The 17,150-nt window shown below is 59.4% G+C and carries 17 protein-coding genes; 11 read left to right on the top strand and 6 right to left on the bottom strand.

The genetic code is table 11. The annotated features are described in order from the left end of the window. Nucleotides 1–24: 24 nt before the first annotated feature. The 4 genes from ACN082_RS00620 to ACN082_RS00605 form a co-directional block, all read right to left on the bottom strand. Complete coding sequence (locus ACN082_RS00620; protein WP_419098920.1) at nt 25–951, bottom strand: cation diffusion facilitator family transporter; 927 nt, start codon at nt 949–951, stop codon at nt 25–27. 10 nt (nt 952–961) lie between these two features. After that, entirely contained in the window at nt 962–1,279 is a 318-nt protein-coding gene (locus tag ACN082_RS00615) for an acylphosphatase (RefSeq protein ID WP_419098919.1), read from the bottom strand. 160 nt (nt 1,280–1,439) lie between these two features. Next, nucleotides 1,440–2,255 carry a carbon-nitrogen hydrolase family protein gene (locus ACN082_RS00610; RefSeq protein WP_419098918.1) on the bottom strand — a complete coding sequence of 272 codons (816 nt, stop codon included), beginning with the start codon at nt 2,253–2,255 and terminating at the stop codon, nt 1,440–1,442. A gap of 40 nt (nt 2,256–2,295) precedes the next feature. Next, nucleotides 2,296–3,009: a DsbA family protein gene (locus ACN082_RS00605; RefSeq protein WP_419098917.1), complete on the bottom strand. Its 714-nt coding sequence runs from the start codon at nt 3,007–3,009 to the stop codon at nt 2,296–2,298. Between the two features lie 248 nt (nt 3,010–3,257). Between ACN082_RS00605 and pta the strand changes: the two genes are divergently transcribed. From pta to ACN082_RS00580, 5 genes are all read left to right on the top strand, one after another. Continuing rightward, nucleotides 3,258–5,369, top strand: coding sequence for a phosphate acetyltransferase (gene pta, locus ACN082_RS00600; RefSeq protein WP_419098916.1), 2,112 nt, complete (start codon nt 3,258–3,260; stop codon nt 5,367–5,369). A gap of 27 nt (nt 5,370–5,396) precedes the next feature. Next, the gene (locus ACN082_RS00595) at nt 5,397–6,536 is read left to right on the top strand and encodes an acetate/propionate family kinase (protein ID WP_419098915.1); all 1,140 of its coding nucleotides are present in this window, start codon (nt 5,397–5,399) and stop codon (nt 6,534–6,536) included. Between the two features lie 249 nt (nt 6,537–6,785). Then, nucleotides 6,786–7,046 (top strand): hypothetical protein, encoded by a 261-nt coding sequence (locus ACN082_RS00590; RefSeq protein WP_419098914.1) that lies wholly within the window; start codon nt 6,786–6,788, stop codon nt 7,044–7,046. Between the two features lie 100 nt (nt 7,047–7,146). Then, entirely contained in the window at nt 7,147–8,604 is a 1,458-nt protein-coding gene (locus ACN082_RS00585; protein ID WP_419098913.1) for a M48 family metalloprotease, read from the top strand. A gap of 11 nt (nt 8,605–8,615) precedes the next feature. Continuing rightward, nucleotides 8,616–9,590 (top strand): bile acid:sodium symporter family protein, encoded by a 975-nt coding sequence (locus ACN082_RS00580; protein ID WP_419098912.1) that lies wholly within the window; start codon nt 8,616–8,618, stop codon nt 9,588–9,590. A gap of 105 nt (nt 9,591–9,695) precedes the next feature. Here ACN082_RS00580 and ACN082_RS00575 read toward each other — a convergent pair whose 3' ends face one another. Next, nucleotides 9,696–10,220: an NUDIX domain-containing protein gene (locus tag ACN082_RS00575; protein ID WP_419098911.1), complete on the bottom strand. Its 525-nt coding sequence runs from the start codon at nt 10,218–10,220 to the stop codon at nt 9,696–9,698. Nucleotides 10,221–10,376: 156 nt separating this feature from the next. Between ACN082_RS00575 and ACN082_RS00570 the strand changes: the two genes are divergently transcribed. Further along, entirely contained in the window at nt 10,377–11,099 is a 723-nt protein-coding gene (locus ACN082_RS00570) for a LysE family translocator (RefSeq protein ID WP_419098910.1), read from the top strand. A 44-nt stretch (nt 11,100–11,143) separates the two neighbouring features. Here ACN082_RS00570 and ACN082_RS00565 read toward each other — a convergent pair whose 3' ends face one another. Further along, entirely contained in the window at nt 11,144–13,189 is a 2,046-nt protein-coding gene (locus ACN082_RS00565; RefSeq protein WP_419098909.1) for a glycoside hydrolase family 15 protein, read from the bottom strand. A 98-nt stretch (nt 13,190–13,287) separates the two neighbouring features. Between ACN082_RS00565 and ACN082_RS00560 the strand changes: the two genes are divergently transcribed. From ACN082_RS00560 to ACN082_RS00540, 5 genes are all read left to right on the top strand, one after another. Beyond that, nucleotides 13,288–13,614: a metal-sensitive transcriptional regulator gene (locus ACN082_RS00560; RefSeq protein WP_419098908.1), complete on the top strand. Its 327-nt coding sequence runs from the start codon at nt 13,288–13,290 to the stop codon at nt 13,612–13,614. Between the two features lie 15 nt (nt 13,615–13,629). Further along, entirely contained in the window at nt 13,630–13,842 is a 213-nt protein-coding gene (locus tag ACN082_RS00555) for a heavy-metal-associated domain-containing protein (RefSeq protein WP_419098907.1), read from the top strand. Nucleotides 13,843–14,011: 169 nt separating this feature from the next. Further along, the gene (locus ACN082_RS00550; RefSeq protein ID WP_419098906.1) at nt 14,012–16,270 is read left to right on the top strand and encodes a heavy metal translocating P-type ATPase; all 2,259 of its coding nucleotides are present in this window, start codon (nt 14,012–14,014) and stop codon (nt 16,268–16,270) included. Between the two features lie 204 nt (nt 16,271–16,474). Then, the gene (locus tag ACN082_RS00545; protein ID WP_419098905.1) at nt 16,475–16,954 is read left to right on the top strand and encodes an Asp23/Gls24 family envelope stress response protein; all 480 of its coding nucleotides are present in this window, start codon (nt 16,475–16,477) and stop codon (nt 16,952–16,954) included. Then, nucleotides 16,954–17,148 carry a hypothetical protein gene (locus tag ACN082_RS00540; RefSeq protein ID WP_419098904.1) on the top strand — a complete coding sequence of 65 codons (195 nt, stop codon included), beginning with the start codon at nt 16,954–16,956 and terminating at the stop codon, nt 17,146–17,148. The genes ACN082_RS00545 and ACN082_RS00540 overlap by 1 nt, the downstream gene beginning before the upstream one ends. Nucleotides 17,149–17,150 lie beyond the last annotated feature (2 nt).

Below are 17,150 nucleotides of genomic sequence, written 5' to 3'. Positions count from 1 at the left end.
TATAAAGTGCCACTTCAAGGTTCCCTAGTGCAAGTGACGCAGGTCTTCGTCGGCGGAAAAGCCCTGCGGTTCCAGCTGGAAGGTGGAGTGCTCAATAGAGACCTCAAAATGCTCGGCAACACAGGTTTGCAGGTTCTTCAAAATCTGCACCGTGTGCCCGGAGGTAAAGCACTCATCATCCAAGACAATATGGGCGGTGAGCACCGGCAGGTCAGAAGAAATCTGACTGGCGTGCAAATCATGCACCGCCAGAACGTGCTCCTGGCCCAGCAGGTGACTGCGTACCAGCTCCAGGTCAAGGCCCGGCGGGGTACTCTCCAAGAGCACACTCACCGTCTCACGGAAAAGTTTGACGGTGCGCGGAATAATCAGCAGACCAATCAGCAGGGCAACAAGAGCATCGGCCTGATAGAAGCCGGTGCGCCAAATAATCAGGGCAGAGATAATCACCGCCACCGACCCCAGGGCATCGTTAAGCACCTCTAGAAAGGCCGCCCGCATGTTGAAATTAGAGCGGTCCCCGCCCACCAACACCGCAATCATGATGACGTTACCCAGCAGACCCACCAGACCAAAAAAGAGGACCTCGCGGCCAGGAATCTCTTCCGGGTGCATAAAACGCTGGATAGCCTCATAGAGAACAAACAGGCCAACACCCAGCAAGACCGTAGCCTGGAGCATAGCCGAGATAACCTCCACCCGGCGAAAACCCCAGGTATGCCGGTCCGAGGCAGGGCGCAAAGCCAGGCGGGTGGCCACCAGGGCCACACTCACCCCCAGGGCATCGGTAAAAACGTGGACGGTATCAAAAAGCAGAGCCAGGGAGCCAGTCAGCCAGGCCCCCACCAGCTGGAAGGCAACCAGCGACCAGGCCATAAGCACCACAAGGCGCAGGCGCTTAAGGTTCTGCCCTCCGGCATGCGAATGTTGATGGCTGTGGGAGTGACCCATGTGTGTGCCCCTAATAGATACCGAAATTATCGTAACTGCCAACCGGCTGGGTGATGTCCGCGTCCAGGTGATCTACCCGGCCAGCGGTATCACCCGATTTAAGTTCAGCAAGGAGGCCCTCCACCGCGGCCCGGCTCCCCTGGGCGACAATCTCCACTGAGCCATCATCCAGGTTCTTAGCGTAGCCCACCAGCCCCAGGGGCTTAGCGATACCCGCAGTCCACCAGCGAAAGCCCACACCCTGAACCTTGCCGTAGACAGTGGCCATGAGCTGCACTTCAATCGGACCGGCGGGATCCTTGCTTGAAAAAATATCGAAAAAACCCATAGCTTCCCTTCCTGACGCTACATCTTAAGGATTACTCAAGGGGCGTGTACCCCAGCTCAGCGCTTTACCCACCAACTTCCCTTAGGCGCCAGCCCCGAGCCAGTTGGTGGGTAAAGCACCCAGCGAGATTTAGCCTCAGGAGCACCCTTGAATAAGCCTTCTAATAGCCCAGCTTAGCGTTAGTGAGCACCGGGATAGACTGCCGGGCGTCAGCCACCCGGGACAGGTCCAGGTCAACCACCAGAATCTCCGGTGCCTCACCGGCCTCCACCAGGGTAAGGCCCAGAGGGTCAACTGCACGAGAGTAGCCAACACCGCGCGGCTGGGTAACATCGGCGCGGGCATCAGCGCTTGCAGGGGAGGCCTGATCAACAGCCAGCACAAACTGGGTAGAGTCCAGAGCGCGGGCAGTGGTCAGCACCTGCCACTGGGCCACCTTACCTTCACCGCCTGCCCAGGACGCGGCCACAACAGTTGCCTGGGCACCTGCCCGCGCGTACTCCGTAAAGAGCTTGGGGAAACGAAGGTCATAGCAGGTAGCTAGCCCTATAACCGTGCCATCGACAGTGATAGTTCGCAGACTCTCCCCCGCTTTCACCCCGTCAGATTCCTTAAACCCGAAGGCATCGTAGAGATGAACCTTAGTGTAGATAGTCTCGGTGCCGGTCTGGTCGTAGGCATAAAGGTTGTTATAGACCCTCAAATCCCACTCATCGGATAGTTCCACCGGAGCAAAACCCCCGGCAACCAGGGTGAGGTAGTGTTCGCGGGCTATCTCAGCCAGAGCAGACCGGAAAGTAAACTCGTGCTGGGCGGCAGCATCGTAGAGACTCCCCCCAAAACACCGCATGGCGGCCTCGGGAAAAACCACCAGCCACGCCCCACGAGCGGCGGCCAGTGCCGTGTACTCACGAATCGTAGCGATGTTACGTTCAACGTCCTGGGTGCTGAGCATCTGGCAAAGGGCTATCTTCATAGCTCCACTCTAAGCCCATAGACCGGTAGCTTCTAGTTCTTTAGAGACCTGCCTGCTCGGTGAAGGCAGCTACCATATGGTCAGCGCTGGTGGATGAATCAACCTTCTCTACCAGAACCCCGTCTATCACGAAACTGGGGGTACCGTGTACGCCTACCTCATTACCTGCCTCAAATTCGTCCTGAATAAGTTTGAGGCCAGCGGCATCGGGTAGGTCGGCTATAAAACGATCAGTGTTCAGCTTGAGTTCCCGGGCATAGCCGGTAAAAATCTCGGTGAGCTGGGCGACATCCGTAAGACCCTTCCACTCCGTTTGATGTTCAAAAATCTTCCCGCTCATGGCCATATAAGCACCCTGCTTCTCCGCCGCCTGTACCGCCTGAGCAGCCGGAAGAGCGTTTGCGTGCATGGGCAGGGGGAAGTGACGCACAGTAAGGTTCATGGTGCCCGCCAGACGGCGCGCTACCTCACGGTAGGTCGGGTCAGTGCGGGCACAGTAGGGGCACTGTAGGTCGGTGTAGAGGGTAACAGTTGGGGCGCCTTCAAGCACAGTGTTCAGATGGTAGCCAGAATCAGTGCGCACACCTGTTTCAACCGACTGCTCGCCCGCAGGTGAAGCACTTGGGCTGGTTTCTGAGGCCTGGTTACCGCTTGCGGCCTTACTACTCTGTGCGGTTTTCTGGCCTGTCCCACAGGCAGTCAGAGCCAGCGTAGCCATAAGGCCCAGGGCCGATCGGCGGGGGAAAACAAGCATAAAGCCTCCTGGCTCAGTAATAATCTTTGCTCTCACTTTAGAGTCCACCACACCCAGGTTTTATGTCACAGACTGTCAGCAAACAATAGCTCCCATGAGATACCACACAAACGCATGCCCTGCCGCCCTTAAACCCCACCCAAAGGAATAAACTCGAAAGTAAAGATAGGTGGCATACAGCCACCGTGCGCACCAGCCCGCCAGGGACCGCGCACCACCCAAAAACGCCACAAGGATGTAGACCAAATATGACCAACGGCATGTATATCTCAGCCATGAACCAGGGCTCCGGAAAGTCCCTCATCGCTATCGGCCTCGTTGACTCCCTCGTCAAAGAAACCGACCGTGTAGGCTTCTTCCGCCCCGTCTTCAGCGGCGAGATTGAAGCGCAAGACCCGCTCATCCGGCTACTGCGCACCAAATACGACCTGACCGAAAACCAGGCACGTGGCGGTGTCTCCCTGGACCGATGCCGCGAACTATTAGCATCCGGGGATCACGAGGAAATGTCCTCCATCGCCGTTTCCATCTACTCCGACATGGCAAAGCACTGCGACGTCATCATCGTCGATGGCACCGACATGCTCGCCCACAACGCCGCAACCGTTGAATTCGACCTTAACGCCCAGTTCGCCAAGGACCTCGGCACCCCGGTTATCGCCGTGGTTGGCGCGCAGGAATCAAGCGTCTCCGACGTCGTCAACGCAGTCGATGTAGCCCGCACCGAACTGCACGCCGCCAAGGTCGACATCCTGGCCGTCATGGTCAACCGCGCCCGCCCCGAACTGCGCGAAGAAATCCTCAAGAACGTCAAGCGCGGCCCCTCCCAGCGCCCCGTCTACGTGCTCCCCGAACTACCCGAAATCGCCCTGCCCACCGTGGCAGAAGTTGCCGGTAGCCTCAACCTAGAGCACGACGGCATGAGCCAAGACTTCCTGGACCGCGACATCCACGACATCAAAATCGCGGCCATGACCGTCTCCAACTTCCTCTCCCAGTTCACCGACGGAGACTTCGTTATCGTCCCCGGCGACCGCTCAGACATCATGGTCGCAACCCTAGCCTCCGCCCTCTCCCCTACCTTCCCGGCCCCCTCAGGTATGCTCCTGACCGGCGGCCTGGCCGGTGAACTCAAGGGCGACACCGCCATCGGCCAGCTGGTTGAAAAGGCCCCCTTCCCGGTCTTCTCCACCCAGCTCGATACCTTCAAGGCAGGCCGGGCCGTCTCACGTATTCGCGGCCAGCTAGCCCTAGGCCAGCCCCGTAAAATTGCTACCGCCCTGGGTGAATGGTTCCGAAACGTAGACGAAAAAGAACTCTTTGAGCGTCTCAACCTGGAACGCCCCGCCACCATGACCCCCCTGCGCTTCTTGCACAACCTGATCGAGAAGGCCCGTAGCGACCGCCGCTCTATTGTGCTGCCCGAAGGCTACGACCCCCGTATCCTGCGCGCCGCCTCCATCATCGTGCGCCGTGACTTCTGCGACCTGGTTCTGATTGGCAACCCCGCCAAGATTGCCGAAATCTGCCAGCGTGAATCCATCGACCTGCCTCTGGCAGAAGAGGGCAAGCGCGGTGTTACCATCATCGACCTGGACGAGAACCCCTACACCGATGACTTCGCCGCCACCTACGCCGAACTGCGCGCCCACAAGGGTATGACCCTGGAAGGCGCCCAGAACCGCATGATGGACCCCTCCTACTTCGGCACCATGCTGGTCTACAAGGGCATCGTGGACGGCATGGTCTCCGGCGCGGTTAACACCACCGCCAACACCATCCGCCCCTCCCTGGAGTTCATCAAGACCCGCGACGGTGTCAAGGTTGTCTCCTCGGTCTTCCTCATGCTCATGGAAGACCGCGTGCTGGTCTTCGGTGACTGCGCGGTCAACCCCAACCCCAACTCCGACCAGCTAGCCGACATTGCCAAGGCTTCTGCCGAAACTGCCCGCCAGTTCGGTGTAGACCCCAAGGTCGCCATGCTCTCCTACTCCACCGGCACCTCCGGCTCCGGGGCGGATGTAGAAATCGTTGTTGAGGCCACCGACAAGCTCCGTGAAACCAACCCCGACTTCGCTTTTGAAGGCCCCATCCAGTTCGACGCTGCCTCCAATATGTCCATTGCCTCCTCCAAACTGCCCGGCTCCCAGGTAGCTGGACAGGCCACCGTCTTCATCTTCCCGGACCTGAACACCGGCAACAACACCTACAAGGCTGTTCAGCAGACCTCCGGTGCTGTCGCCGTTGGCCCGATTCTGCAGGGCCTGCGTAAGCCCGTAAATGACCTGTCCCGTGGTTGCACCGTTGAAGACATCATCAATACCGTAGCGATCACCGCTATTCAGGCACAGACCCTCTAAAGCCCGCCAAACCAAAGGAAAACATACATGCTCGTTCTCGTTATCAACTGTGGCTCATCATCGGTCAAGTACCAGGTGCGCGACACCTCCGCTAGCGGCGAAGACAACCAGGTCATCGCTAAGGGCCTGATCGAAAATATCGGTGGGGCAGAGATTCCCACCCACACCGAGGCCCTGGACATCATGGCTCAGGCCCTAGTGGAGCCCCTGCACGGCAAGACCATCGACGCTATTGGCCACCGCATCGTCCAGGGCGGCGACGTCTTCTCTGAGCCCGTCCTGGTCACCGATGAGATTATCGCCCAAATTGACGAACTCTCACCGCTGGCACCCCTGCACAACCCTGCCCACGTTCTGGGTCTCAAGGCCGCGCAGGAAACCTACCCCGGTGTCCCCATGGTCGCTGTCTTTGACACCGCCTTCCACGGCACCATGCCCGAGCACGTCTACCGCTACGCTGTGCCCCAAGAACTGGTCGAGAAGTACGGTGTGCGCCGCTACGGCTTCCACGGCACCTCCCACGACTACGTGACCGGCATTGCCGCTGACTTCCTGGGTCTTGACCGTTCCGAGTTCAACGGTGTCATTGCCCACCTGGGTAACGGTGCTTCCATTACCGCCGTACAGGGCGGCAAGTGCCTGGATACCTCTATGGGCTACACTCCCCTGGCTGGCCTGGTCATGGGTACCCGCTCCGGAGACATTGACCCCTCGGTTCTGACCTCAATTATGATGCGCGACCCCGAGATGACTCCCGCTAAGATGGATGCCCTGCTCAACAAGGAATCCGGCCTGCTGGCTATTGCTGGCAACAACGACATGCGCGCTGTTGTTGAGGCAATGGAAGCTGGCGATGCCCGCGCTCAGCTGGCCCTGGACATGACCTCCTACCGCCTGGCTAAGTACATCGGTGCCTACCACGTTGCTGTGGGCGGCGCGAAGGCCCTGGTCTTTACCGCAGGTATCGGCGAGAACTCCCACCAGTTCCGCCAGCTGGCCGTAGAGCGCCTAGGTGCCCTGGGTATCAAGCTGGATGCTGAGGCCAACAAGGTACGCAGTGACGAGCCCCGACTGATTTCGACCGCTGATTCTGCTATCCCCGTTCTGGTGGTTCCCACCAACGAGGAGAAGGCCATCGCGGAGGCAACCGCCGCACTGGTCGCCTAACCAGCCTCTCGGCAAATGCCACGCTGTGCCCGCGCCCTGAACTATCAGGGAGCGGGCACACCGCCTTTAAGACTTCTATAAGGTTTATTCAAACAGCACCTTGCTCAGCGCTCTATCAGCCAACATCCCTGAACGCCAGACCCGATCCAGTTGGCTGATAGAGCAGTGAACTGGGACACCGAACGTTTGAATAAGCCTCAAGGGATGTGGGATGCTTGCCCTACAGCCTGAAACAAGGGAGTTTCTACCATGATTACCCGCTCAGCAAAAGGTTTACCGCCCCTCATCCACGTTCAGGGCGTGGCAACTATCGCAGCCTTCTTCCTGACCTTCCTGATTCTGCCGGTACTGGCCCTCAACGCCGCCAGCCTGCTCTGGACCCTAGCCAACCTGCCCCGCACCTACCGGGTGCTCCCGGCAAAAATCCTCCTGCTCCAAATCTTCTTTTGCGCCGTCAGCCTTTTCCTGCTGATTCTCCACACCGTTGTTCGCAGTGAATCCGTGCTCTAAGCACCCGCCCACTCCACGGCAGCCGCAGAAACAGGCACCATAGCCAGCTTTCTTGCTACTGTGGTGGGTAGAAAACAAACCCTAGCCAGCAGGATAGTAGATGAGCGAGAACACCCCAGGCGGTACCAGCGGCCCCGACAACCAGGGAAGACCCAACACCCCACCGGCAGATGGCGGTAACCGGCACAACCAAGCAACAGGTACAGCCGGGCACCCCAGTGGCCCGCACGAGCCAGGGCTACAGAACCCGCTACCTAACGACCTCAGCAAGGGCTGGATGCCCGAAGACAAGCGCCAACGTCCCTTCTCACCGCTACCGGCACCCAAGCTCTTTGGCTACCAGTCCCTACTGCCCTTCAAGTTCATCAACGCTATTCGGCACCCCGCCGAGCTGCCCCTGGTCATCATGGCCTACGCCCTGACCCTACTGGCCTATGTGGGTGGGGCCGTCTACCTGATCTCATCCTTCATCGCTCTTGTCACCGACAGTAAACCCGCCTTCAGCGGCTTAGGGAGCCTGGTCAGCCAGCTGGTTGTCCTGGCTATCTACCTGCCCCTAGGGATCTTCCTGGCCCGTGCCCTCATGTACGCCCAGCTACGCATGACAGGTGTGCGCATCAGCCCCACCCAGTTCCCCGAGGCCTACCAGATGGTTGTTGAAGCGGCCCAGGCAGCGGGCCTGCGTCGAGTACCCGATGCCTACGTCGTACTCGGTAACGGTGTCATCAACGCCTACGCCGCCGGGCACGGGCACCGCCGTTTTATCGCCATCTATTCCGACCTCTTCGAAATCGGTGGGGCCGCACGCAACCCCGAGGCCCTGCGCTTTATCATCGGCCACGAAGTCGGTCATATTGCCGCCGGCCACACCGGCTACTTCCGCCTGATCTTCACCTCCTTCTTCATGCAGATCCCTATTGCGGGCAAGCTCCTCTCCCGCACCCAGGAATACACCGCCGATAACTTTGGCTACCGCTACGCACCGGAGGGGGCAGAAACCACCACCTGCGTCCTGGCCGCCGGTAAATACCTGGTCAATGATGTGAACTTCCACGAACTAGCCAACCGCGCCGTCTACGAGCGGGGCTTCTTCACCTGGGCCTACAACCTGACCACCACCCACCCGCCAGTGACCTGGCGCGCCCACGCCCTGCGTGACCGCAGCGAGCCGGGCCGTCTGATCTGGCGGCCCAAGAATAACCCGCCCTACCCCCTCTCCATGATCCCTGCGGCAGAACCCGCTGAATCCTGGGCTGACCCCCTCCAGGCCCTTGACTACATGGGTATTTACCCCGAAAATCCGGCCAACCAGCACTGGGGTTCTGTAGAAACAACCTACCGCAAGCCCGCCCAATACCGGGACCGTAGAGTCGCAGATATGCTCAATAACGGTTGGATTCCCCCGCACCTGCGCCAAGCACCTCAGCCACCACAGGGGCCGGGCATGCCAGGCCAGCAGAATCAAGCACCAGCTCACCCTAAGGCACCTCCGGCCCAGGCTGATACCCCTCCCACCACAGAACCAGAAAATGGCGGCCCCAGACCGTCAGATTCCTAGCCACCACCACCGTGTCTCCTCAACGTCCGCTCAAAACCTGGCGGCCCGACCCGCTCATTACCCTCATCCTGATAGCTCTTATCCTGGCTATCCTTGCACCCGCGCGGGGGGACTTCGCACAGGGGTTCAGCCTAGCCACCAAGCTAGCTATCGGCTTGCTCTTTTTCCTCTACGGCGCGCGCCTCTCACCCCAAGAAGCCCTCCAGGGCCTCAAACATTGGCAGCTCCACGGCACCATCCTGGCCCTCACTTTTATCCTTTTCCCGCTGATTGGTCTTGCCCTCTACCCCCTACAGGCGGTCATCGGCAGGGAGCTTTACCTGGGCCTGCTCTTCATGACCCTGGTGCCCTCCACCGTGCAGTCCTCGGTCGCCTTTACCTCCCTAGCTAAGGGCAACGTAGCCGGTGCCATCGTCAGCGCCAGCACCTCCAACCTTGCCGGGGTAGTCCTCACCCCCCTACTGGTCATGCTTCTGATGCGCAGTGATCAGCTGGTTATCTCTGGCTCAGTCTTTGGGAACATCGCCATTCAGCTCCTGCTGCCCTTTATCCTGGGCCAGCTTCTGCGCCGGTGGGTGGGAGAAATTGCCCGCAACAAACTGACCAAGCATATTGACCGGCTTTCTATCGCCATGGTGGTCTACGCGGCCTTTTCGGACGGTATTGTGCAGGGCATTTGGAGGCGTATTAGTCCCTGGCAAATTCTGTTTCTGGTGGTTCTCTCCCTGCTCCTGGTGGAGTTCCTGCTCTGGCTCAGCGGGGTCCTTGCCCGCAAACTGGGCTTTAGCTACGGCGACCGGGTCGCTATCCAATTCTGCGGCTCCAAGAAGTCCTTAGCCACGGGCCTGCCCATGGCCGCCGTCATTTTTGGTGGAGCCCAGGTGGGTGCCCTCATTCTGCCGCTGATGATTTTCCACCAGGTTCAGCTCATGGTCTGCGCGGCTAAAGCCGCCCGCTGGGGCAGGCAGACGCACGAAACCCCCTAAGAAGCAAGTCCGGCTCGGCTCTCACACGGCGCAGGTGCAGCCCTCCTGCCGGGGCACCTACCCCGCAGCTACCACACCAGGCACAGTAGTTGCTATGCCCCTGGCCTATGCCAAGGCTGTTAGCTCAACCTGTCCCTCTCTTGCGTAAGTTTTTCCATCATCACCCAAGCTCAATAACTTGGCCGCCGTCTCAACCGCCCACCTCTGCGTGGGGTAGATCAATGTCTCCAGGGCATCGGCAAGGGGAAGCCACACAAACTGATCGTGGAGAGTCTCATCAAGCTCCACAGGCCCAGGGGGCATGATAGCTACCGCATTCGGAACCAGCATCACCGTATCGTAGTTATCATCATAAAACTGTGCTACATTACGAAACTTAAAAAGCTGGCTGGGCCAGCTTCCTGTCTTAGCATGAACCTGACGCGCGAAAGCATCCGAAATGCGTTCCCCCTGCACCAGTTTGCCCGACACAGTTTGCCACTCACCGGGCATAGGAACCGCGGCATCTGTGCTCAAACGGCGTAATAATAAGAACTCCAGGCTCCCGTCTTCCCGCCACCGGGCGGGGTGTACATCAACATAAAAAACGCCGACTGGGCGAAGACGCTCCCCAAAATCATCAATCCGCATTTGCTTGTCCTTTCACCTAGCTGAGATTGCCATAAGCACATATAACGATAGGAAAGGTGCATCCTGCACCTTCGTTGCCGAACGGATAAAAACCCACAACCACTATTGGCTTTCACGGTATTGAACGCTGTTCGCACCTAGCCTACAGTGGGAGCCATGACTCTCACACAGGCACTCCTTGGTTTCGCCGGTATCGCCTTCCTGATTACCATCATTCCCGCCACCGATACCGCCCTAGTACTGCGCTCCTTGGTGGCCGGGGGCAAGAAAAGCGCCTACGCCTGCGTCATGGGTATTACCAGCGGGCTCCTGATCTGGGGAGTCACCGCCGCAACCGGCCTAGCCGTGCTCATGGCAGCCGCACCCACTGTCTTCGACCTGATGACGGTAGCCGGTGGTCTCTACCTCATCTATCTGGGAATCAGCTTCCTCCTCACCCTGCGCCGCTGGAACCAGGTCACCGCCCTCAAAACTGAGCAGGCCACCCTAGCTTCTCTGCCCCAGCCCGCACCCGGCGAACTGGGTCAGGCCGCACTCGGCGGACACCAGGCCCCCCGCCCCTCAGGTAGCGCCCACAAGGATTTTCTAGCCGGCTTTATCGCCAATATCCTCAACCCCAAAATCGCGGTCTTCTATATTGCTAGCGTGCCGCCCTTTATGGTTGCCAGCGTCAGCCCGGTCCTTATGGGATCCCTGCTGGCCTTAATTCACGGCGGCATTAACGTGGCCTGGTTCGCGGTCATTATCTCCCTGGCCACCCTGGCCATGAAGTGGCTACTGCACCCCCGCGCGGCCCTGGTCATTGACGGAGTCGCCGGAGCCGTCCTGCTCGTTTTCGGGGTGCTCATTCTGGTGGAGGCCGCCCACAAGTTCCTCTAGGCCCACAGGGACAGAAGGAAACCCCGCAACTAAGGCCAGAAGCCCTAGAGCCCCAGGGCCTGCACCGCCCGCACCAGGGAGATATGGGCAAGTGCCTGCGGGAAGTTACCGGTCAATCGCTGCTCGTCAAAAGAGTATTCGGGGCTCATCAAGCCCAAATCATTGGCCTTATCCAGAACCGTATCAAGCAGGGCACGGCCATCCTCTTCGCGGCCCGAACGAATATACTGTTCAGCCAACCACAGCGAGGAAACGAAATGGGGGTTACTCTGCCCCTCAAAGCCATCATGAGAATCCGAATTATCGTAGCGGTAAATCATGCCCGACGGGTGACGGATAGTCTGCTCTATTCGCTCTACCGTTGCCAACAGACGGGGGTCATCCCAGGCTAAGAGGCCAATCTGGGGTAGCTGGAGCAGGGAGGCATCGACCGAGGAACCGCCGTAGGTGGAGACAAAGCACCCCAGCTCCTGGCTGTAGCCCCTGGTCAAGATATCTTCAGCTACTGTATCGCGGCAGTGCTCCCAGACGGCGGCGTCCCCGTCCAGCCCGAAGTCGCGCACCGCCGAAACACCGGCATCGAAAGCCGCCCAGAGCATGGCCTGAGAGTGGGTATAGACGGCAGGTTCACCAAAGGTTTCCCACATGGAACGGTCGGGGTGGCCGATGCGCTCGGTCGCAGCATTGAGCAGCGCCTTTTGGAGGGGCCAGGACAGATGGTCCTCGGCCACCCCCTGCTCGCGCAGGTGGGCAAAAGTAACCAGCACCTGGCCCAGGGCATCACCCTGGAAACGGTCGCCGGAGCCATTGCCGGAACGGACGGGCTGGGAGCCTTCGTAACCGGGTAGGGCTAGGCGGCGCTCGATGTCGTCTTTTTCGCCAGCCAGCCCGTAGACCGCGTGAATCTGACGCGGATTATTAGCCAGCGCGCGCAGAACCCAGTTGCGGAGCTGGGCGGTTTCGCGTTCGTGGCCGTGGGCCAGGGTAACATCCATAGCCATGGCAACGTCGCGGAGCCAGGTGAACCGGAAGTCATAGTTGCGTTTGCCACCAATAACCTCGGGCAGAGAGGTAGTCACCGATGCAACCAGGGCACCGGTTTCGCGGGAAATCAGGGCGCGCAACAGCAGCAGGGAACGCAGGCGAGCTGCGCGGTAACGCTGGTTAGCCTCATTACGGAGGCCCGATGCAGTAGGCACAACGATCTGCTGAGCCGCAGTCTGAGCTAGCTCCTGGTAGGTTTCTAGGTCTACCTCAGGAGCGGCGGTGTTAGAACCGGCATCCAGTAGGGATGAGGGTTTCTCGTACTCCTGCTCCACATCGCGGACCGCCGAAATCACAGTGGCCTGGGCTGTGGTGCCGGCGTCATCGGCGGCCGGGGGCTCTTCGTCCACAGTGGCAGGCGTGTAGAGATCAGACCATTCGCCCCACTGCTCCTGGGTGTAGGTCAAGGCGGTGAGGTAGTCCACCGGCGCAGGCGGGTTGTGGTTGGAGGCAAAGTAGGACAAGGTAAAGGTGTAGCTCTGGCCTGCCGAGACGGTGAAAGTTTCGGCTTTAGATTCAGGGTCGCCCTCGGGCAGAGAGTCGCCCCGGAAGACCAGCGCATGGGGGCCTGCCATGCCCACCAGCATGTCAGTGGATGGGTCGGCCTTACCTGCGGTATCGACACCACCGTAACGGGTCACCCAGGGAATAGTGCGACCGTAGTCAAAGCGTAGGGCTAGCTCGTGGTACATGGTGACTTCGCCGGTCAAGCCCTCAACGTTACGGACGATAGTGGTCCCGCCGGAGAGCGGCATAAATTCGGTAACCCGCACACTGGAATCACCCACAAACCAGACGGTTTGCAGAATGAAGGTGTTTTGGCGGTAGGAACGTTCGGTGCGGATCTCTTCTACCGGTGCAGGATTGACCGATTCGAGGGGAGCTAAAAGCCATCGACCGTGCTCGCGTTCGCCCAACAGAGCCGCAAAAACGGCCCGAGAGTCAAAGCGCGGGGCGCAGAACCAGTCGATGGAACCGCTACGCGAAACAAGCGCACCGGTATTCATGTCTGAGAGTAGGGCGTAGTCCTCGATGTAAGAAGCCATGTCTTTCAGTCTAACAGGGTACTTAGTATCGGGCCGGGCTGGAGAATTTCTATGACACCCCTTGAATAGATACCCCCTGGGGGTATATGTTAAGAGGCATGAGCCAAGAACATTGCCCGGTAGAACACCAGCACGGCTACACCGCAGACAAAGATGCCTACCTCAAGCGGCTCCGCCGCATCGAGGGGCAGGTGCGCGGTATCCAGCGCATGGTTCACGAGGGCACCTACTGCATAGACATCCTTACCCAGGTCTCAGCCATCAACGCAGCCCTCCACAGCGTCTGTCTGCAACTGCTCGAAGACCACGTTCGCCACTGCCTTGTCGACACCGCCCATCAGGCACACGATACCGGGCACACAGAACCGCTCGACGAAAAAATCTCAGAAGCCATGGCCGCTATCTCGCGCCTGGTCAAGAGCTAACCCAAGGAGAAAATCATGACCACCACCGTTAAAGCAAGCGGCCTCACCTGCAACCACTGCGCCATGAGCGTGCGCGAAGAAATCGAAGAGATCCAGAACGTCACCGGCGTTGAGGTTGAGGTTGTCAAGGACGGCCAATCCACCGTCACCATCAGCCACACCGGCGATCTTGACCCCGCCGCTGTCACCGCCGCTATTCAAGAAGCCGGGTTCATCCCGGTCGCCTAAGCCCCTAACCGGGCGGGAAAGCTACCCCGTTGGCAAGCCCCCTAAATGCCAGCCCCCCCTAAAACGCCAGTCCTGAGCCAGCTTAGTCAGGGGTAGCTCTCCCGCCAGCCCCGCCAGTTGGCTACCAAGGCGCACCAGCCCCTAAATGCCAGCACTGAAAGAAAGAGCTATGCCCACAGCACCCGCCCCGGACCTTTTGACCGGTGACACTCGCATCGTCACCCTGAGCGTAGGGGGCATGACCTGCGCCTCCTGCGTGGGGCGGGTGGAACGCAAACTCAAAAAGATAGGGACAACCCCCTCGGTGAACCTGCCCCTAGAAACCGCGCGGGTAATCGCCCCGGCAGATATGCCCGATGAGCACATCATCGAAACCATCGAAAAGGCCGGCTACACCGCCTCCCTCAAAAATGATGAGGCCCAGTGCCCAGACGAGGATGCTCAGGCAAGGCTTCTCCCCCAGCTCATCCTGGCGGCCTTGCTGAGCATACCCGTCCTCCTTATCTCTATGTTCGCCACCTTCCAGTTCCCCCACTGGGGCTGGGTGGTAGCGGCTCTCACCCTGCCGGTGGCCACCTGGTCGGCGCTCCCCTTTCACCGCCCGGCCTGGACCAATCTACGCCACGGCTCTTTGACCATGGACACCCTCATCTCTTTGGGTGTTATTGCCAGCTACGCTTTTTCGCTCTGGCAACTTGCCACCAACCCCGGCATGACCGCCCACGCGAGCAGCTCCCACGGCGGGCACGGCATGGAACACATGCTCTACTTTGATGCAGCCGCCATGATTACCCTCTTTTTGCTGGTGGGGCGGCATATTGAGCACCGCACCCAGCGCCGCTCATCCCAGGCTTTACGCGCCTTGCTCAGTGTAGGAGCCAAGAGCGCTACCGTCCTTCAGGGCGGTGCACAGGTAGAAGTCCCGGTCAAAGACCTGCTCCCCGGCGACATCTTTCTGGTACGCCCCGGCGAGAAAATTGCGGTGGACGGGCAAGTAATCGAGGGGCGCTCCGCCCTGGACACCTCCCTGCTGACCGGTGAGTCCCTCCCCCTGGAGGTCGGTGTGGGTGACACCGTCATTGGTGCAACCATCAACACCTCCGGGGCACTCACCGTCCGCGCAACCCGCGTGGGTACCGAGACGGTCCTGGCCCAGATGAGCCGCACCGTAGCCCAAGCCCAAACAACCAAGGCTCCCATTGCCCGCCTAGCCGATAGGGTATCGGCGGTCTTTGTTCCCATAGTTATTGGGGTAGCTGTGCTCACCCTGGCTGGCTGGCTCCTAGTGACCGGCGATATCAACGATTCCTTCACCGCCGCTGTCTCCGTCCTGGTCATTGCCTGCCCCTGTGCCCTAGGGTTAGCGACCCCTACCGCCCTGCTAGCTGGCACCTCGCGCGGGTCCCAGCTCGGCATTCTGATTCGCTCAGCCCAGGTACTAGAAAACACCAAAAAAGTAGGTACTATCGTCCTGGATAAGACCGGAACCGTGACAACCGGTGAGCTGGCTGTGACCGAAGTTTTCCCCTTCCCAGGCTACGACGCCACCAGCCTGCTGGCCCTAGCCGGGGCGGTAGAGGCTCACTCCGAGCACCCCATTGCCCGCGCTGTCGAAGCCGCCGCGCACACAGCCCACAAACAGGGAAGCAGCCACACTCTTCCCTCGGTCACCGATTTTGAGTCAGCCCCCGGTGGCGGCGTGCGAGCAACCCTCCTGCACAAGGGCGCGCACCATCATATTGTCCTGGGGCAAAAGAACTTTCTGAGCGGTGAAGGTGTTGAGCTGAGCCAGGCCCAGGACCAGGCCCTGCGCACCCGGCAGGAGGCCGGGCAGACTACCGTGATTCTGGCTGTCGATGGGCAGGTTGCCGGGCTAGTATCGCTCCAAGACTCCCCCAAGCCCGATGCCCTTGCCGCGCTGACCCAGCTTAAAGAACTGGGTCTGACCCCCGTCCTCCTCACAGGTGATGCTCAGCCGGTAGCGCGGGCTATCGCCGCCGAGGTGGGCATTGCAGCCGAGAACGTATTTGCAGAAGTCAGCCCGCACGATAAGCTAGCCACCATTACCCGCCTGCAAGAAGGCGGGCGGGGGGTCGCTATGGTCGGTGACGGCGTGAACGATGCCGCCGCCCTAGCCAAGGCAGACCTGGGTGTTGCTATGGGTTCAGGTACCGATGTGGCCATGGAAGCGGCAGATATGACCATTATGCGCAGTGAGCTGGCCGCCCTGCCCACCGCCATCAGGCTCTCTCGGGCTACTCTGCGCCTCATTAAGAGCAACCTCTTCTGGGCCTTTGCCTATAACACGGTAGCAATTCCGGTGGCGGCCGCTGGACTGCTCAACCCCATGATTGCCGCCGCCGCTATGGCCTTTTCGTCAGTTTTTGTAGTATTCAATTCTGCCAGGCTATTGGGTTTCAAGGGATAAACAGCTAGATTGAGAGGTAGGAGAGGGCTCAGGCACAGCTAGTTCTAAAAAGAAAATTAAAAAATTTTAGAAATCTGCGTGACATCTGCCAGGCTCACCCCGTCTTAACCTATGACAGCGCAACTGGCATAGGTTGCGGTTTCTTCGGATTCCGCAACCTGCGCTGTCACCTTAATACCTACCTAACAGAAATTAGGAAATAATATGAACCAGACACCTGCAACCACCCCCGCAACCCTGGCTGAAAAGAAGAACCAGGCTCCCGTCAAGAACACCGGTGCAGCAACCGGTCAGGGGACCACCAGCATCAATGACGGTGTTGTCGCCAAGATTGCCGGTATCGCACTGCGCGATGTTGAAGGCGTTTACGATCTGGGTGGCGGTGCCGCTCGTGCCATGGGCGCTCTGCGTAGCGCTGTTGGCCAGGACAACAACCTCAAGCAGGGTATCAGCGTAGAAGTAGGCCAGACTCAGGCTGCTGTTGATCTGTCCATCATCGTTGAGTACCCCCACCCCATCTACGATGTTGCCGACAATGCCCGTAAGGCTGTTGTAGAGGCTATCCAGTCACTGGCTGGCCTTGAGGTCACCGAAGTAAACATTGAGGTCCTTGATGTTCACGTCCCCGGCGATGACCAGGACGCTGAGCAGAAGAACGATGAGCAGGAAAGCCGCGTTAAGTAATGTCTAAAGAATTCACAGGCGCTCTCATAGGAGCCCTTCTGGCCTTTGCTGGCCTCCGCTACGGTTTTGGAGGGTTTGTCCTCTTTGCTGTGCTGATGGCCGCAGGTGCCACGATTGGGCACCTGGTGCAGAGCTCAGATCTTTCAGTGGGTAACATGCTGGATTCGGTACGTAAGAATTCATCATCACGCTAATC

The sequence above is a fragment of the Rothia sp. CCM 9417 genome (assembly GCF_048513575.1).
Taxonomy (GTDB): Bacteria; Actinomycetota; Actinomycetes; order Actinomycetales; family Micrococcaceae; genus Rothia.
The sequence above is the reverse complement of the archived record's forward strand: the minus strand, read 5'-3'. Positions and strand labels throughout refer to the sequence as shown.

Bases quoted from the DNA above. Each gene is read 5' to 3' on its own strand.
- ACN082_RS00570 (WP_419098910.1), top strand. From the start codon at position 10,377: ATGACTCTCACACAGGCACTCCTTGGTTTCGCCGGTATCGCCTTCCTG.
- ACN082_RS00560 (WP_419098908.1), top strand. From the start codon at position 13,288: ATGAGCCAAGAACATTGCCCGGTAGAACACCAGCACGGCTACACCGCA.
- ACN082_RS00555 (WP_419098907.1), top strand. From the start codon at position 13,630: ATGACCACCACCGTTAAAGCAAGCGGCCTCACCTGCAACCACTGCGCC.
- ACN082_RS00605 (WP_419098917.1), bottom strand. From the start codon at position 3,009: ATGCTTGTTTTCCCCCGCCGATCGGCCCTGGGCCTTATGGCTACGCTG.
- pta (WP_419098916.1), top strand. From the start codon at position 3,258: ATGACCAACGGCATGTATATCTCAGCCATGAACCAGGGCTCCGGAAAG.
- ACN082_RS00585 (WP_419098913.1), top strand. From the start codon at position 7,147: ATGAGCGAGAACACCCCAGGCGGTACCAGCGGCCCCGACAACCAGGGA.
- ACN082_RS00615 (WP_419098919.1), bottom strand. From the start codon at position 1,279: ATGGGTTTTTTCGATATTTTTTCAAGCAAGGATCCCGCCGGTCCGATT.
- ACN082_RS00550 (WP_419098906.1), top strand. From the start codon at position 14,012: ATGCCCACAGCACCCGCCCCGGACCTTTTGACCGGTGACACTCGCATC.
- ACN082_RS00575 (WP_419098911.1), bottom strand. From the start codon at position 10,220: ATGCGGATTGATGATTTTGGGGAGCGTCTTCGCCCAGTCGGCGTTTTT.
- ACN082_RS00565 (WP_419098909.1), bottom strand. From the start codon at position 13,189: ATGGCTTCTTACATCGAGGACTACGCCCTACTCTCAGACATGAATACC.
- ACN082_RS00620 (WP_419098920.1), bottom strand. From the start codon at position 951: ATGGGTCACTCCCACAGCCATCAACATTCGCATGCCGGAGGGCAGAAC.
- ACN082_RS00590 (WP_419098914.1), top strand. From the start codon at position 6,786: ATGATTACCCGCTCAGCAAAAGGTTTACCGCCCCTCATCCACGTTCAG.
- ACN082_RS00540 (WP_419098904.1), top strand. From the start codon at position 16,954: ATGTCTAAAGAATTCACAGGCGCTCTCATAGGAGCCCTTCTGGCCTTT.
- ACN082_RS00610 (WP_419098918.1), bottom strand. From the start codon at position 2,255: ATGAAGATAGCCCTTTGCCAGATGCTCAGCACCCAGGACGTTGAACGT.
- ACN082_RS00595 (WP_419098915.1), top strand. From the start codon at position 5,397: ATGCTCGTTCTCGTTATCAACTGTGGCTCATCATCGGTCAAGTACCAG.
- ACN082_RS00545 (WP_419098905.1), top strand. From the start codon at position 16,475: ATGAACCAGACACCTGCAACCACCCCCGCAACCCTGGCTGAAAAGAAG.